The sequence below is a fragment of the Methanolacinia petrolearia DSM 11571 genome, assembly GCF_000147875.1.
In the GTDB taxonomy this organism is placed as follows: Archaea; Halobacteriota; Methanomicrobia; order Methanomicrobiales; family Methanomicrobiaceae; genus Methanolacinia; species Methanolacinia petrolearia.
This window is the reverse complement of record NC_014507.1, coordinates 564,938-579,008: the sequence shown is the minus strand read 5'-3', so window position 1 is coordinate 579,008 and position 14,071 is coordinate 564,938. Positions and strand designations below refer to the sequence as shown.

The following is a 14,071-nucleotide window of genomic DNA, read 5'->3' as shown; positions in this document are numbered from 1 at the left end:
TACTTCACCTTTGATACACAAGTAATTTTACGAGATGGTGTCCAACAACATAATGAAATGAATCCATCTGCGGAAAAAATATTCAAGATGAAGTTCGCGAAACTGACGATTATGCTGAATGTTATCGTCATACTTGTTGCAGTCGCCATCCTGGCCTTTTTCGGGCTGATCCCATTTTATAGCATTGCAATAGGAGTATTGTGCCTTATCGTGGCGGCGGTTATGGCCGTATTATTCAGGAGCCACTATAAAAGAGATAAGGCGTGGCTTATGAAACAGGAGTAAATTTTTTATAGGGGGTTATTCGTTTGCTGAACAAACTTAAGACGGAGACCGAGATCGTCCTGAGGCATATACAGGTGATAAAGATAGTCTCGGAGCACCAGCCGATCGGCATCCTTAAACTATCGGAGATAACGAAGATCCCCTCCCATAAGATAAGATACTCCCTAAAGGTTCTGGAACAGCTGGGATACATCCAGGCGTCCCCGGCGGGAGCTGTCGCGACCCCGAAGGCCGCCGAACTTATGGAGAATCTCGACGCACAAACCGACGAAATAATTGCTCTCCTTAAAAAGATTAAGGCTGCAACTGAAAGTTAAATCCATAATATTTAATAACGGAAAAATCAACATCTATAGGCACGTTGAACAGTGCAAGTACTGCCTCCATAACTCAGTTGGTAGAGTGTCTGGCTGTTAACCAGAATGTCACAGGTTCGAGTCCTGTTGGGGGCGTTTCGTTTTTTTGTTTTTACTCCCTTATTGTTTCAAACGATTTTATTGTCTCAATAAAACATATTAGTCGCTTTAGAGCAGTTGTCTTTAGACGCATATAGAGGTCCCTCAATATCAAAGTAATGTACCGAGAAAAACGACTCTCCTGTCTTTCGGATATTAAGGAATGGTTTTAAAAAGGAAAGTTGGATTTTGATATATGTGTCTTGAGATTATTGCTGCAGGGGGTTTTGGAATATTGGGAACTCTTCTAGGGACTTTCATAGCTGATAAACAAGCAAAAAAGAGAGAAACAGAAAAAGAGAGAAAAGAATGCAACATTCTAATGAAAAAAATTGAACGAGAAATAAAAAATATTTGGAATAACATTCATGTTTTATCAGACTCGCTTGCAAAAACTGAAAAAATAACTAAAAAAAATGAATTATTCGAATTTTATACAATAATTGAATTAACTGATTTTTTCATTACTGCATACGAATTTGATAAAGTAACAAGAGAATTAATTTATTTTAGGGATGATACCGACAAATTTGATGAGTGGGTAAGAGCATTTAGAGCAAGCGTGAACATTTTTAAATCTTCAATTGAGATAGAAAGGAGTGGTTCTGTAATTAGTTACGATATTAAACCTTTATTTGAAGAGAATATCAATAAAATGAATTCTTTAATTGAGTTGGTGTATGAAGAATTCAAAAAAATCAAGTGAAATCCCTGGCCTTATTACTCCCTTTTCGATACTATTCAAGTCCGGAAGCATGATGTACGCATAGGCTGTAGCGTCCACCTGTTCGTCGAGATTGCTGTTATAAAATTTGATTGCTCTTCACCAAAAAAATTATTATTCAAGGGAGGGGGAACAAGTCCCCCTCCCTATAGCCCTCCCCCTGATCGCGATACGTCGCAAAGGGGATGGACGAGCATCCCCTTTTGCTCCTTCATCTAATTATTCTCCCCGGCCGAGGCTACCCGAAAGGGTAGCGTCCAGGCCGGATTTTCGCAATTGCGAAAGTTCGCGCAGCGAACTGAGCCCGGGCTGCCCCGGAGGGGCTTATGCCCTTAAAGCCTCATAATCTTCAGAACAATACCCGAATCTCGTTATCGAGCCTTTTAAGAGACTTCAGTTTTACAGTAATATCTTCAATGCATTTGTCATATGAGTCCCAGTCATTTGAATTTCCCCATTCAATTGCATAAAGGGCATTAATTTTGATATAATAAAAGTCGTCGATAATCGTTTCAAGCTTATTTTCGACCATATTGAATGTAAAAAGATTCGACGATGTGACGCCGCACCCTTCCCTTGCACGATCGTAATAATCTTCGGCATCAAGGAAGCCCTGCTCCGCCTGGTCGAGATAGGAGTTTACCAGTTTCTCCTGGTTTTCCGTCGGAGAATCATGAAAACCAAGAAGCTGAATTATTCCGGCATTAAGGGCATCATATCCTGTATAATATGAGGACTGTGCTGATTCAACATATTCGTCAACAAAAGAGGAGCATCCTTCAGAACCTAATCCCGCTTCGAATCCTTCTGTATTGTCTTCCCAGTCCTGTCTGAATGTATCGTCGGGTGAGAGTTCGCCAATCTCCCCAGTCAGGACCCTGAACGAAAGGTCGAGTATATAGTGAAACAGATCATCCGCACTTTCAACAAGTTTTGACTCGTTTTGAACGTCGCCGGACGCTCCTGCAACAGGCATAACTAATAACAGCACAATCACCAGACAAAGGAACTTTCCGAAGGTCTTACATCTCATATTTCAAACAAAACAATGAATGATATTATAATAATTATCAGTTCTGATCGATCTGCAAAATCATTCCCCGGCTATCAAAAAGATATCATAGAGATATTTCACCGGAAAAACAGTTTGTATTTAATTTAGGCTTTATAGAAACCCTCTACGAAAATAGCGACTGAAAGATCGATCATACAGGAACTTAATTTTATGTTACCACAAATCTGACAATTGTAAAATGGTGCGAAGATACAACTGTCCGGATGGTCCTGACCAGGATTCCCGCCTCGCAATTTCTGAAGTAGTTTGCAACTTTGCACACGTTTGCACAAACTTTGCACAAAGGTTTTGCAAACAAAATAACTGCAATAAAGAGTTTTTTCGAAGAACTACTCACATATCTGCTTTATATCATTTCGTTTGCAAAAAAAAGAGACAGCACAGAAGCCGACAGCAGGACCGATGCAAAGAACGTCCTGTGTGTGTACCGGTATTTTTGTGCAAACTAGAGTAATAATAATTATAAAAATTATTATATGTACAATAATTAGAAAAATATCTTAAAATTTCGGTTTTTTTAATTTGCAAAACTTTTTGCAAATTGTGTGCAGCCTTGTGCAAACTTTAAACACAGAAAAAAAAAGAAAAAATCACTTCACGACAAGCACTTTGCAGGTCGCAGAGCGGATCACTTCTTCCGCAACGCTTCCCAAAAGCAGCCGCTCAAGCCCCTTCTTTCCCTTTGTGCCGATAACAATCAGGTCTATTCCTTCTTTTTCGGCAAACTTCACGATCTCCATTCCCGGTCGTCCGTCAAGGATCTTCGTCTCAAACTTAACATCTCCCGACATGGACTTCAGGAGATCGAACGCCTTCTTCGCCTCTTCCATCGAAACCTCGCAGGCGTCGCCGACCGGGATCTCGGCCGAGGACGTGGATAACGTGCGGGAGTCGATGACATAAACCGCGTAACCGGCACCCCCGCATTCACGGACGACTTTTATGCCCTCCTCAAGAGCACTCCTGTTGTTCTCCGAACCGTCCGTTGCAATCAGAACTTTGCCAAACAACTTAACTGCCATTTCTATATCTCCTTCATTCACCCGATCTTAATCCTGATTTATCTCCTCATCAGATACGCCTTGCGGATTGAAGACAATCAGTTTTTCCCCGGAGCGTTGTCGAGCTCCTCGATGTATTTGTTCCCTCTCATAGCACACAGGATCGCAGCGACAAATGAAAGGCCGGCGCCGATGTAGAACGAAAGCCCCAGCGACGGCATGAAAGCCTCCGCGAGAGTCGTCGGGAACCAGACCGTATTTGTCAGGGTGGCAATCGTTGCAGGCGCTATGTTTGCAATCAGTGCAGGCGATAACCCGTCTATGATCATCTCCACCGGATTATATCCCAGGAACGCAGCGAAAAGGGCTCCTGTAGGGGGTATCACACTCATATCCGCAATAAGGGATGTCGCATTGGCGGCTGTAAGAGCGGAAACCAGCACAGGGGGAAACGCATCGGTAAGCTCTACCACTATGATCGTAAAGAACATCCCCATCGAAAGAACGAAACCCGAATTCATCAGTGTCGCCATCATTCCGGAAGCGACACCTCGTTCGCCGGGACCGACTGAATTCATGATGGCTGCCGAATTGGGGGATGCGAACAGTCCGTTCCCAAGACCCATGATAAGGAGAGCCAGCGCAAAGGGCAGGTAATCGAAGTCATACGGCAGTACCGCAAGAACCAGGAACGAAATCCCGACCAGAACCATTCCCGCAGTACTCAGCCAGCGTGCACCGTACCTGTCGGAGAGAATGCCGGAGATAGGTCCCATCACAACAAATCCGATCGTAAGCGGAAGCATATATATTCCCGCCCAGAAGGGAGTCGATTCGAAACTATAGCCGTGCAGGGGCAGCCATATACCCTGTAGAAGCAGGATCAGGATTATCATGACCCCTCCGCGGGCAAGAGCTGAAAGGAATCCGGCCGCATTGCCGAATGCAAAATTCCTGACCCTGAACAGATCCATCCTGAACATCGGATCTTCCACCTTCATCTCGATAAACGGAAATGCGACAAGCAGCAGGAAGCCCGCGACAAGCGAGGCGATCACGAACGGACTTCCCCAGCCCATCGGCGAAGTTCCATACGGTATCAGGGCGTAGGTTATGCCGATCAGGAATATGGTAAGGCCGCCGATAAATACCAGATTTCCCCATATATCGATCTTCTGGGGCCTCTTCTCCCGGCAGTCGGTCTCTTTTAGTTTTAAAAACGCCCAGATCGTCCCGATCACCCCGAACGGCACGCTTATCAGGAAGACATACCTCCAGTTGAACACCGCCAGCAGCCCGCCGATTATGAGACCGATAAACTGGCCGGCGATAGCGGCTACCTGGTTGAGGCCAAGCGCTTTCCCGCGCTCGTCGGGGGGAAACGCATCGGTGAGAATAGCGGCGCTGTTTGAGAATATGAAAGCTGCACCAACCGCCTGGATCAGCCTGAATACAATCAGTTCAATCGCCCCGGCGTCCCCGGTATCGGGTGTAAAGAACAAAAGAATCGACCCTGCCGTAAAAATTGCAAAGCCTATATTGTAAAGCCTGACACGCCCGTACATATCGGAAAGACGCCCGAAACTAAGGAGCAGCGTCGCCGTCACCACACCGTATCCCATCAGGATCCAGAGAAGGTACTGGAACGAAGTAAGCGGATTTATATTGATGCCGTTAAAGATCGCCGGCAGGGAGATCAGGAGGATGCTCCCGTTTACCGCTGCCATGAACATTGCGATGGTCGTATTCGAGAGTGCGACCCATTTATATTGTATACCCCTGCCGCCACCGCCTTCAGCATAGGAGGAGTTTTGCTGCTTATTTGTGGGTTTTGTATTCATCCTGTATTCCTTCCGCCCGGCAGACATTTCGGATTGTCAAGCCGGATGCGTTATACAGATCGACTTCTCCGGATTAATACACCATACGCACCATTTTATCACATACTAACCAAAATGAAAGTCAGAAATGGCAAAGAACAAGGAGTACTGGTCGTGGGTCGAAGCGGCAGTCAATGTAATCGGGGGAAAATGGAAACTATTGATCGTTCTTGTATTAAGGGACGGAAAACTGCGTTATAGTGAGATATTGCACAAACTCCCCTCGATCAGCGAGAAGATGCTGGTCAAACAGCTTCGCGAACTAGAACGTGACGGCATCATTACAAGAACGGTTTATGCCGTAGTCCCGCCGAAGGTTGAATATTCGCTTACGGAAGCGGGTGATAAACTGGTTATCGTTTTAAAGATACTTGGATTCTGGGGTATAAGGTATCTCGACGACGAAGTTGTAGGTGAAGGATTGTCAAGGGAAAAGGTGAATGACCCTGTAAAACTCCGCCTGCTCTTAGAAGATATCCAAAAAATTCGCAACGATATTGAGAAGCAGCTGGGAGAGCAGGATTAGCCGTCACAGCTTTCAGAAAAAAATATTAATTATAATTCCCGGATGTTTTCTACCTATTCTTCCCTGACCATTTTTATGGCCTTCTTGGGGCAGACATCGGCACAGATTCCGCAGCCTTTGCAGAACTCAAGATCGATCTCGAATTCCTTCGAAATAGTTCCGTCGGGGCAGAACCTCTCGCAGTTCCCGCACTTGTTGCAGAGCTCCCTGTCGACTACGGGCTTAAACGTCCTCCAGGTGCCGGTCTTTCCTGCGGCTCCCTCTTTTGGTCTCGATATTGCAAGCTTTGCACTCATATTACCAGCTCCTCGTACGCCTTAAGGGCGGCTGTCCCGTTCCTCTCGTCCGAGAACGCCTCGGATATCGCCTTCCTGACCGACTCACGTGAGACAAGACCGATCTTTGCAAGAGCCCCGAGAAGAGGGGTGTTGAGGATCGGATTTCCTGCCACGACGAGATCAAGAGAGAGAGCGATCCCGGTAAGATCGATGTTGTAAACCTTGTGATCTCCCATCTCCGGTTTTTGGGGACTGTTGATCAGGACTTTGCCGTCCTTATGGATGCCCTGCATAACATCGACCATGTTCATGATGCCCGGATCGAGAACTATTACAAGATCGGGGTTTCTTACCTGCGAATAGACCTTTATGGGCTTGTCATCGATCCTGATGAACGAAACCACGGGTGCACCGCGCCTCTCGGCACCATAGAGCGGGGTTGCGGTTGCATATTTACCGTCGAGGAATGCGGCGTGCGCAAGGATCTTCGCGGCGGTCACACCGCCCTGGCCGCCCCTCGAATGAAGCCTTATCTCGTACATTATTCGCTCACCCCGAACCAGAACTCTTCGCCGGGTTTCCTGTCCCTGACGAATCCGGCGATATCGTCATACGTGACATCCTGGCCGCCGAGACCGGCGATGACGCTGTAAGGGTTGCAGCATGTCTTCGCACGGAGTTCATTGGCAAGAATTCCGCCGAAGCCGAACGAGTAATCGCGGTCGATTACGACGACTTCCTTTCCTTCAAGTTTTTCTCTCAGGTCGGGGAACGGCCTGAACCAGCGAGCCCTGAGCGAACCAGCCTTAACTCCTTCTTCACGAAGTTTGTCGATCGCGACCTCCATCTCCTTGCCTATTGTTCCCATCGCAATTACAAGGACTTCGGCATCTTCAGTCATGTACTCCTCGTACATCTCGTATTTTCTGCCGAAGTGCTTCCCGAACTCCTTCTGGGCGTCTTCAATAACTGCGACGGAATTCTTCATTCCGACCATGATGTCATGGCGGAATTTGTAGTGATCGGTATTTGCGGTGAGCGTCCCGTAGCCGCCCGGATTATTGATATCGATCGCGTGCGGGGTGTTCGTGGGGGGCAGGAACACGGAGGGATCGACCGTCTCGAATCCCTGGGTTATGTGGGTCAGGAGGAAACCGTCGAGGTTGATCATCACAGGGAGCAGGACGTTTTCATTCTCTGCAATCCTGAATGCGATAATCGTCGCATCGTATGCCTCCTGAACCGTCGACGCGTATACCTGAAGCCACCCTGAGTCCCTCATGGACATTGAATCGGAATGTTCGGCGCCGATATTCCAGCCGGGACCGAGAGCACGGTTCGCATTCGCCATAACGATCGGGAGACGTGCACCGGCCGCCCAGTGGAGCATCTCGCACATGTAGACAAGACCGTGCGAACTTGTTGCGGTAAATGTCCTCGTGCCGGTCGCAGCGACACCGATGCAGGCGGCCATTGCAGAGTGCTCGGACTCAACGGGGATGTACCTCGCACCCAGTTTTCCGGAACTCACCTGGTTTGCGATCTCCTCGACTATCTCGGTCTGAGGGGTGATCGGGTATGCGGCGACGACACCCGGTTTTGCATCCCTTACAGCAAGTGCAACAGCCTTATTGCCTGTCCCTACGTTCAGCATGTCCCGTCAACCTCCTTTTCGATTCTTTTGAAATTATTTTCGACCGCCTGCTGAAGTTCGGAGACCTCCTCTTTGGAGGCGGTCTTGAATCTTCCCTGTGCCTTAAGGTAGTCTTCCACAGGGATTCTCTTCTTTGCAGCAGCCTTCGATGCCCCGGTCAGGCTTATCTTTCCGTTCTCACGCTCATAGAGAACCCACATGCCCGACTGCACTGCAAGTTTTCCGACAGAGATCGTCTTATCGGACTGGTATCTCCATCCCGGCGGACATGGTGCAAGAATGTGTATGAACTTCGGACCGGTGATCGAGAGTGCCTTTTCCACCTTGTTGTAAAGGTCGAGCGGATATGCACTGCACGCGGTCGCCATATATACCGGATTGTGTGCGTTTACAATCGCATCAAGATCCTTCTTGAACTCTTTCTTTCCTGCCGGTGTCGTTGTCGTTGCCGCACCGAGCGGAGTCGCACCCGACCTCTGCATACCGGTATTCGAGTATGCCTCGTTGTCGTAGCACACGTATAAGAAATCCGTTCCGCGCTCAAGGGCGCCGGAGAGGGCCTGGATACCGATATCCACAGTTCCGCCGTCTCCTGCAAAACATATGACGTTTGTTTTCTTTCCTGCTGCACGGAAAGCCTCGCTCATACCTGATGCAACTGCGGCCGCCGAGGCGAAAGCAACATTGTATACGGGAATGTTAACCGCGGTGTTAGGATACAAACCCTGTATTACGCTTGTACAGCATGCAGGAATCACCAGTACCGTATCGGGACCGGCCGCCTTCGTGATATACCGGAGACAGAGAGGGATACTGCACCCGGCACAGGCGGAAGTGGTCTTTAAAATATACTCATCATCCGGTATCTCTGCCAATTAAAAAACCTCTGTAATAATCTGTCACTATTTATAATGATATTTTGGCTTTTGATATCAGCACCCTGTTAAATAATTCATAGCAGACATACCTGTAATCAGATGGCGCAGAATTACTACGAAGTGCTGGGTCTTGATGCGAACGCAGAATCTGATGAGATAATAAAAGCGTACCGCAGTCTCGCCAAAGCATATCACCCTGACACGGCGACGCACCCGAATGCAAAACAGCTTTTCGAAAAAATATCTGCCGCCTATTCAGTGTTATCAGATCCCGAAAAGAGAAGCGCCTATGACAGAGAGCTGAATGAATCATCCAAAGAGGAGGAAATCCCGGAAAGTGACGAATATTCCCTGATGGCCGATTATGAATATACCTGCGAAAAAGAGGAGCATTTTTTGATCGACGGTGCTGAAGTTGCTATGACCGGCGCCCGCCACCTCATAATGGGGGAGAGGGAGTATATCGTCTACGATGACGGCCTGATCGATATCGGCGGGAAATTATCATTCAAAGTCGAAGGCCCCGAGAGATATCTTGTAGACGGTGCAGAAAAAGTGCTTCTGAATTCAGATCATTTCATTCAAAAAGGGGACGAATATGTCGTCATAGATGGAAAACCATTCCTCGTCAGAAAAAGTGATGAGAAATAACTACTTTTTTCGCAATTTAAATATAGCTAATTCGACATATAGAGCAATATCATCGAGGTGATACACATGGTTAAACTACCTGACAAAAAATCACTTGAAGGTTTTACAAAGAAGGTGGGAGAGGCGGTCAAGCTCCCGGACAAACCGGAGGACAAAGAACCGAAACCCGGACTCTCCCAGGCTGATGAAGAAAAAATAAGGAAAGACGAACGCGAAAGGATCGAAAGAGAGAAGCGCGAGAAGGAAAACGCCGAAAAGGCCAGGGAATACGAGAAGATAGAAGCGGAGAAGCAGGCCGAAAAAGAACGTCTTGCCGAGGAAGCCAGGAAGAAGAAGGAAAAAGACGAATGGGCACGCGAGGAAGAGAGAAAGCGTCTCGAAGACGAGAGGAATAGGGCCCAGATCGAAAAAGAGGTTCGCGCCCAGCAGAAGGCTGAAGCTCCGAAAAAGGGCCACGGAGGAAAGATCGCGCTCGGGATTATTATTATTCTGATTCTAATCGCGGCGGGAGGATATGTCAGCCTGATTACCGGAAACAGTGTTCTCGATGCATACGGTTACCCGCTCTCATATACCGGTACATATGATGTACTCATTCCCGACAGCCAGAAGATCGACTTCGGACCTATTCCCGTCCAGGCGATCAGCAGCGGAAATGCAGTAACCCTTTCCATCAACAACGACAGGCGAACTATCTCTCTGGGTGAATCGACCACTTTCCCGGCAAAGCATGTAATAATCACGATGTTCGGAATGCCTATCTATAATGCCGATTACGAAGTCACTGCAACATATATTGGCGTCGTAACAAACAGGGATGATTTCAAGGTAGTCCTGAAGACATCACAGTCGATCCCAGGATGGCTTATAACCGTTATGAAGCCTTCCGGAGTGGATATCATCACGACTTAACCTTTTATTTTTTTTAATTGATTTAATCAAAAGGACTAACTATACTTCAAGGGGCAACCCTTGCGCAAGTTCGCTTCGCGAACACGCCCTGACCTCAGGGCTTTGCGCTTGCGATAACCCGGCCTTCGGCCGGGAGAGAACCCGGTTTTAGGATATCACCTATTTCTCCAGAGCAAAAGGGGATGCTTGTCCATCCTTCAAAAACTAGTTTTCACAAATGGTGACCGAAGGCCGCCTTGGGCTTCGAAAGGGCGACAGCCCTTCGGTTTGCGACAATATCGCCACGAGGGGGAGGGTTATAGGGAGGGGGAAATCATCCCCCTCCCTTCACCTTACTAAAAAAATATTCACTCTATCAAAAACTCAGCGGCCTTCAAAAGCTGGTGGTGCCTGCACTTGAAGTCATCAAGGAATTTTTCGCTCTTTTCGAGACCATTCACCGGAGCGAATTCCAGATCCGTAACTAGATCCCACAGAACAAGCCCTTCAGGAGGTGCAGCGGGAAAACGGGGCCCATCAGTATTTGATAGCGCAGCCGATATTACTTCAGGGGATTCTGAACCGCTCCCAACCAGCCAAAGGGCATGGGATATGCACCGGACCATATTCCATAGAAAACTCTCCCCGCGAATCTCGAAGATTATTCCCTCCTTATCAGGGATTATCTCTGCCAAGAATATTTTTCTCTCGGGATTTTTCCCCTCGACACGGGCGAAACGGGAAAAATCATGTACTCCGGGGAGATATTCGGCAGCAAGCGACATCTTACCCCAATCCAGATTCCCATCTGGGAAAAAATACCTATAGATTCTTTCCGAAACCTCAAAACGCGGATTGAATCCTTCCGGAACCCCGGCCCATCCCCTGCACCTGATGTCCCCGGGAAGTTTCCTGTTTATTGCCGAGACCGCACGCTCCGGATAATCCGTATCAAATGCGCATATCTGGGATCTTGCGTGCACGCCTGCATCGGTTCTTCCTGAAAACTGAAAGCGTGCATCTCTCCAGTCGGAAAAAAGCCCCAGATCGATACATGCGCCGATAAATTCCCCCTCAACGGTTCTTATCCCCGGCTGCTGCTGGGAGCCGTAAAAATCCGTTCCAATATACGATACAAGAAAAGCAATCCTCATTTATGCCTGACTTTTCTGACAATCTTTCGCTTGGTGTTCTTTAAAGACTGCCCCGTATAGCTTTTAAGCGGAGTCATCTTCCCGATAATGCAGACCCTGCCGGCGGATATTGCATCGAATATCGACTGCATATCCTTCTCCGAATCGACAACAGTTACACCGTAACCGACGAATCTTGCATTATGAGCGTCACTTCCTGCAACACAAGGCTTTTTGAACTTTTTTGCTTTCTTCTCCGCCTTCTTGTTTGCAGATCCTATAATATAGCGGCTGTTGAACGATTCGACTGCATCAACGGCCCCGATGGCATCCTTCAGCCTGGTGCCCACACCATGCCTGAACTGGTGGAAAGGATGAGGGAGGATCAAAAACGCTCCCATTTCCCTTGCACGATCCACGGTTTCATAAAAATCAAGACCCGCAGGAATAGTTTCGGTTATGCCAAGCGCAATGAGATGACCTGATTTTGTCGAGATCTCAACCCCGGGAATTACCATAATATCTGTTTTTATTGTCTGTGCGTACTTCGCTCCCCCGACAGTGTCGTGATCCGTAATGGCAATTACATCAAGACCGCGTTTCTCTGCCATCCGGATAATATCCTCAACACTGCTCTCGCCGTCGCGGGAATATTTCGTATGCACATGAAGGTCGCATTTCAGCATCGGATAGTAGTATTTTTCTCCCTTGCCATATTAATTCAAGTGGTATGCGCATACTCCTCCCGACAGGCGAGATTGCATATCCGGTGGTAAAAAAAGCCGCGGAAAGATTCGGGGCCGATGTAGCCGTTGCAGGAAAGATCGCCGCATTCCTCGCACCTAAAAAACTTTCAGCAATCCTGTCAGGAAGTAAAGTAAAATACGATATGGTAATTGTTTCCGGCATGTGCACGGCGGATTTCTCGGGAGTAGAGGAGGAATTCGGCATTCCGGTATACCTAGGACCACGGCACGCCGCAGATCTCGAACTGATCCTCGGCCATATCGACGAACTGCAACTCTCACGAACAATACCTGCCGACGAGCTGATCGCTTCAAAGAAGAAAGAGGAGGCATACTCGAAGATCAGCGAGGCAGAAGAAAGATCAGAACCCGATTTTTATATTGGCAATCTCCGGATCGGCGGAGGGTCGAGAATGAAGGTTCTCGCCGAGATCATGGATGCGCATAAGACGGATAATCTCCGCGAAATAGTCTTCGAATTCATAGAATCCGGTGCCGACATCATCGACCTCGGCTTCGGGTTCGATGCAACACCGGACGATGTCCGGAGGGTATTTGAGGAAGTATCCGGCATCCAAACTGTCTTCGCCGCAGACACGCAGGACCCCGGACTGATAAGAGCTGCACTGGGCCATGCGGATTTAATACTCTCGCTTCACGAGGGGAATATTCCGGTAATCGGGAAAGAGGTCGCAGAAGCTGGTGCTGCCGCGGTGATCGTCCCGAATGAAAAAACACTCGAAGAGAATCTAAAGATGGCCGGGGCAACAGGGATCAAAAGGATCATTGCCGATCCTCTCCTGCAGCCTGCAGGGTCCGGACTTCTTCAATCACTATCAGGTTTTGTCCCATGCGGACACCCCGTATTTTTCGGTGCGGGAAATGTCGTGGAGCTGATAGATGCCGACTCCCCTGGTGCAAACGCCCTCCTTGCCGCACTTGCGATGGAGGCAGGAGCATCGATCGTTTTCACAAGCGAACACTCGGACAAAACAAAAGGTTCGGTCAGGGAGATGAGGCGTGCATCCGAGATGATGGTCCTCGCATCGAACAGGCCGTACCCGAAGGACCTCGGCATCGATCTGTTCTGCATAAAAGAGAAGAGAAGACGGCATGAGCTGCCCCTTTCATATACAACCTGTAACGAGGCAGGCGGGATCATAGATGAACTGGTCTTCGATCCCGCCGGGAACATAAGAATAGGAATAGAGGACGGGTACATCGTTGCGGTCCACAAAGGAAGAGCGATAAAAGGGAAAAAGTGGGAGGATCTATTTCACATGCTCCTGAAAGAGGAGAGGGTCTCTCTCATGGATCATGCCGCGTATCTTGGAAAGGAGCTCTACAAAGCGGAGCTTGCACTGAAATTCAACCGGAGTTTTGAGCAGGACGGACCTTTTTAGGTCTCGTTCAGTTACTCTTTTGTTTCTTTTCCCCCAAATCCCGGACAACAAGGGTTGATACCGGGCTGTGAAAGACCACTGAAGAACTGACACTGCCGAGAACAAGCCGCTTCGCCATTCCCTTGCCGGTCGAACCGAGGACGATCAGATCGACACCCAGGTCCTTCGCGGTGTCCAGTATGACATTCCTTGCATCGCCGAGCTTTTCGTGGTATTTTACATAGTAACCCTGATCCCCTGTGAAGCTTTTTGCATCTTCAATAATTTTTTTGCTCTCTTCCTGGAGCATATTGAATATTCTTTCAGAACCGGGATCGGACACTCCTATAGCCGGGTCCACAACAGTTGTTCCGTATATTCCGGGATTTACTGCATATACGGCATGAATCTCGGATTTCCAGCACTTCCCTATTTCAATTGCCCTCTCAAGAGCTTTCAAAGAAGGCTTAGACCCGTCGATTGCAACCAGAATTTTTGAGTACATGAACTAT

At 48.0% G+C, this 14,071-nt stretch carries 17 protein-coding genes and 1 tRNA gene; 8 read left to right on the top strand and 10 right to left on the bottom strand.

Features of this window, described 5'->3' with window-relative positions:
• Positions 1-57: 57 nt before the first annotated feature.
• From MPET_RS02935 to MPET_RS02920, 4 genes are all read left to right on the top strand, one after another.
• Positions 58-285, top strand: a complete 228-nt coding sequence (locus MPET_RS02935; RefSeq protein ID WP_013328530.1) for a hypothetical protein — start codon at positions 58-60, stop codon at positions 283-285.
• 23 nt (positions 286-308) lie between these two features.
• Positions 309-602: a hypothetical protein gene (locus MPET_RS02930; protein ID WP_013328529.1), complete on the top strand. Its 294-nt coding sequence runs from the start codon at positions 309-311 to the stop codon at positions 600-602.
• Positions 603-664: 62 nt separating this feature from the next.
• Positions 665-737: transfer RNA gene (locus MPET_RS02925), tRNA-Asn, on the top strand.
• Between the two features lie 199 nt (positions 738-936).
• Positions 937-1,446, top strand: a complete 510-nt coding sequence (locus tag MPET_RS02920; protein WP_013328528.1) for a hypothetical protein — start codon at positions 937-939, stop codon at positions 1,444-1,446.
• Positions 1,447-1,813: 367 nt separating this feature from the next.
• Here the strand turns inward: MPET_RS02920 and MPET_RS02915 are convergent, their stop codons facing one another.
• The 3 genes from MPET_RS02915 to MPET_RS02905 form a co-directional block, all read right to left on the bottom strand.
• On the bottom strand, positions 1,814-2,497 hold the full coding sequence (locus tag MPET_RS02915; protein WP_013328527.1) for a hypothetical protein: 684 nt from the start codon (positions 2,495-2,497) through the stop codon (positions 1,814-1,816).
• Positions 2,498-3,129: 632 nt separating this feature from the next.
• On the bottom strand, positions 3,130-3,561 hold the full coding sequence (locus MPET_RS02910; RefSeq protein WP_013328526.1) for a universal stress protein: 432 nt from the start codon (positions 3,559-3,561) through the stop codon (positions 3,130-3,132).
• 77 nt (positions 3,562-3,638) lie between these two features.
• Positions 3,639-5,381 (bottom strand): MFS transporter, encoded by a 1,743-nt coding sequence (locus MPET_RS02905; RefSeq protein ID WP_048130949.1) that lies wholly within the window; start codon positions 5,379-5,381, stop codon positions 3,639-3,641.
• Positions 5,382-5,508: 127 nt separating this feature from the next.
• On the opposite strand from MPET_RS02905, the gene MPET_RS02900 reads away from it, so the two are divergent.
• Positions 5,509-5,946, top strand: a complete 438-nt coding sequence (locus MPET_RS02900; protein ID WP_013328524.1) for a winged helix-turn-helix transcriptional regulator — start codon at positions 5,509-5,511, stop codon at positions 5,944-5,946.
• A gap of 53 nt (positions 5,947-5,999) precedes the next feature.
• Here MPET_RS02900 and MPET_RS02895 read toward each other — a convergent pair whose 3' ends face one another.
• Genes MPET_RS02895 through MPET_RS02880 form a run of 4 tightly spaced genes read right to left on the bottom strand, consistent with a single transcriptional unit; the run spans position 6,000 to position 8,753 of the window.
• Positions 6,000-6,242: a 4Fe-4S binding protein gene (locus tag MPET_RS02895; RefSeq protein WP_013328523.1), complete on the bottom strand. Its 243-nt coding sequence runs from the start codon at positions 6,240-6,242 to the stop codon at positions 6,000-6,002.
• Positions 6,239-6,766 carry a 2-oxoacid:acceptor oxidoreductase family protein gene (locus MPET_RS02890; protein WP_013328522.1) on the bottom strand — a complete coding sequence of 176 codons (528 nt, stop codon included), beginning with the start codon at positions 6,764-6,766 and terminating at the stop codon, positions 6,239-6,241. Before MPET_RS02890 ends, MPET_RS02895 begins: the two co-directional genes overlap by 4 nt.
• Entirely contained in the window at positions 6,766-7,878 is a 1,113-nt protein-coding gene (gene porA / locus MPET_RS02885) for a 2-ketoisovalerate ferredoxin oxidoreductase subunit alpha (RefSeq protein ID WP_013328521.1), read from the bottom strand. The genes MPET_RS02890 and porA overlap by 1 nt, the downstream gene beginning before the upstream one ends.
• On the bottom strand, positions 7,872-8,753 hold the full coding sequence (locus MPET_RS02880) for a thiamine pyrophosphate-dependent enzyme (protein WP_013328520.1): 882 nt from the start codon (positions 8,751-8,753) through the stop codon (positions 7,872-7,874). The genes porA and MPET_RS02880 overlap by 7 nt, the downstream gene beginning before the upstream one ends.
• A 102-nt stretch (positions 8,754-8,855) precedes the next feature.
• Here MPET_RS02880 and MPET_RS02875 point away from each other — a divergent pair, with 102 nt between their 5' ends.
• Together MPET_RS02875 and MPET_RS02870 are read left to right on the top strand one after the other, a co-directional pair.
• Entirely contained in the window at positions 8,856-9,407 is a 552-nt protein-coding gene (locus MPET_RS02875; RefSeq protein WP_013328519.1) for a DnaJ domain-containing protein, read from the top strand.
• A gap of 66 nt (positions 9,408-9,473) precedes the next feature.
• Complete coding sequence (locus MPET_RS02870) at positions 9,474-10,319, top strand: hypothetical protein (protein WP_013328518.1); 846 nt, start codon at positions 9,474-9,476, stop codon at positions 10,317-10,319.
• 347 nt (positions 10,320-10,666) lie between these two features.
• Here the strand turns inward: MPET_RS02870 and truA are convergent, their stop codons facing one another.
• Together truA and MPET_RS02860 are read right to left on the bottom strand one after the other, a co-directional pair.
• Positions 10,667-11,452 (bottom strand): tRNA pseudouridine(38-40) synthase TruA, encoded by a 786-nt coding sequence (gene truA / locus MPET_RS02865; RefSeq protein WP_013328517.1) that lies wholly within the window; start codon positions 11,450-11,452, stop codon positions 10,667-10,669.
• On the bottom strand, positions 11,449-12,117 hold the full coding sequence (locus MPET_RS02860; RefSeq protein WP_013328516.1) for a CehA/McbA family metallohydrolase: 669 nt from the start codon (positions 12,115-12,117) through the stop codon (positions 11,449-11,451). The genes truA and MPET_RS02860 overlap by 4 nt, the downstream gene beginning before the upstream one ends.
• Positions 12,118-12,161: 44 nt before the next feature.
• On the opposite strand from MPET_RS02860, the gene MPET_RS02855 reads away from it, so the two are divergent.
• A complete protein-coding gene (locus MPET_RS02855; protein WP_013328515.1) occupies positions 12,162-13,580 on the top strand; it encodes a dihydropteroate synthase-like protein in 1,419 nt (472 codons plus the stop codon).
• A gap of 7 nt (positions 13,581-13,587) precedes the next feature.
• On the opposite strand, the gene MPET_RS02850 is transcribed toward MPET_RS02855, so the two are convergent.
• A complete protein-coding gene (locus MPET_RS02850; RefSeq protein WP_013328514.1) occupies positions 13,588-14,064 on the bottom strand; it encodes a universal stress protein in 477 nt (158 codons plus the stop codon).
• Positions 14,065-14,071 lie beyond the last annotated feature (7 nt).

Bases quoted from the DNA above. Each gene is read 5' to 3' on its own strand.
- MPET_RS02935 (WP_013328530.1), top strand. From the start codon at position 58: ATGAATCCATCTGCGGAAAAAATATTCAAGATGAAGTTCGCGAAACTG.
- MPET_RS02920 (WP_013328528.1), top strand. From the start codon at position 937: ATGTGTCTTGAGATTATTGCTGCAGGGGGTTTTGGAATATTGGGAACT.
- MPET_RS02915 (WP_013328527.1), bottom strand. From the start codon at position 2,497: ATGAGATGTAAGACCTTCGGAAAGTTCCTTTGTCTGGTGATTGTGCTG.
- MPET_RS02910 (WP_013328526.1), bottom strand. From the start codon at position 3,561: ATGGCAGTTAAGTTGTTTGGCAAAGTTCTGATTGCAACGGACGGTTCG.
- MPET_RS02905 (WP_048130949.1), bottom strand. From the start codon at position 5,381: ATGAATACAAAACCCACAAATAAGCAGCAAAACTCCTCCTATGCTGAA.
- MPET_RS02900 (WP_013328524.1), top strand. From the start codon at position 5,509: ATGGCAAAGAACAAGGAGTACTGGTCGTGGGTCGAAGCGGCAGTCAAT.
- MPET_RS02895 (WP_013328523.1), bottom strand. From the start codon at position 6,242: ATGAGTGCAAAGCTTGCAATATCGAGACCAAAAGAGGGAGCCGCAGGA.
- MPET_RS02890 (WP_013328522.1), bottom strand. From the start codon at position 6,766: ATGTACGAGATAAGGCTTCATTCGAGGGGCGGCCAGGGCGGTGTGACC.
- porA (WP_013328521.1), bottom strand. From the start codon at position 7,878: ATGCTGAACGTAGGGACAGGCAATAAGGCTGTTGCACTTGCTGTAAGG.
- MPET_RS02875 (WP_013328519.1), top strand. From the start codon at position 8,856: ATGGCGCAGAATTACTACGAAGTGCTGGGTCTTGATGCGAACGCAGAA.
- MPET_RS02870 (WP_013328518.1), top strand. From the start codon at position 9,474: ATGGTTAAACTACCTGACAAAAAATCACTTGAAGGTTTTACAAAGAAG.
- truA (WP_013328517.1), bottom strand. From the start codon at position 11,452: ATGAGGATTGCTTTTCTTGTATCGTATATTGGAACGGATTTTTACGGC.
- MPET_RS02860 (WP_013328516.1), bottom strand. From the start codon at position 12,117: ATGCTGAAATGCGACCTTCATGTGCATACGAAATATTCCCGCGACGGC.
- MPET_RS02855 (WP_013328515.1), top strand. From the start codon at position 12,162: ATGCGCATACTCCTCCCGACAGGCGAGATTGCATATCCGGTGGTAAAA.
- MPET_RS02850 (WP_013328514.1), bottom strand. From the start codon at position 14,064: ATGTACTCAAAAATTCTGGTTGCAATCGACGGGTCTAAGCCTTCTTTG.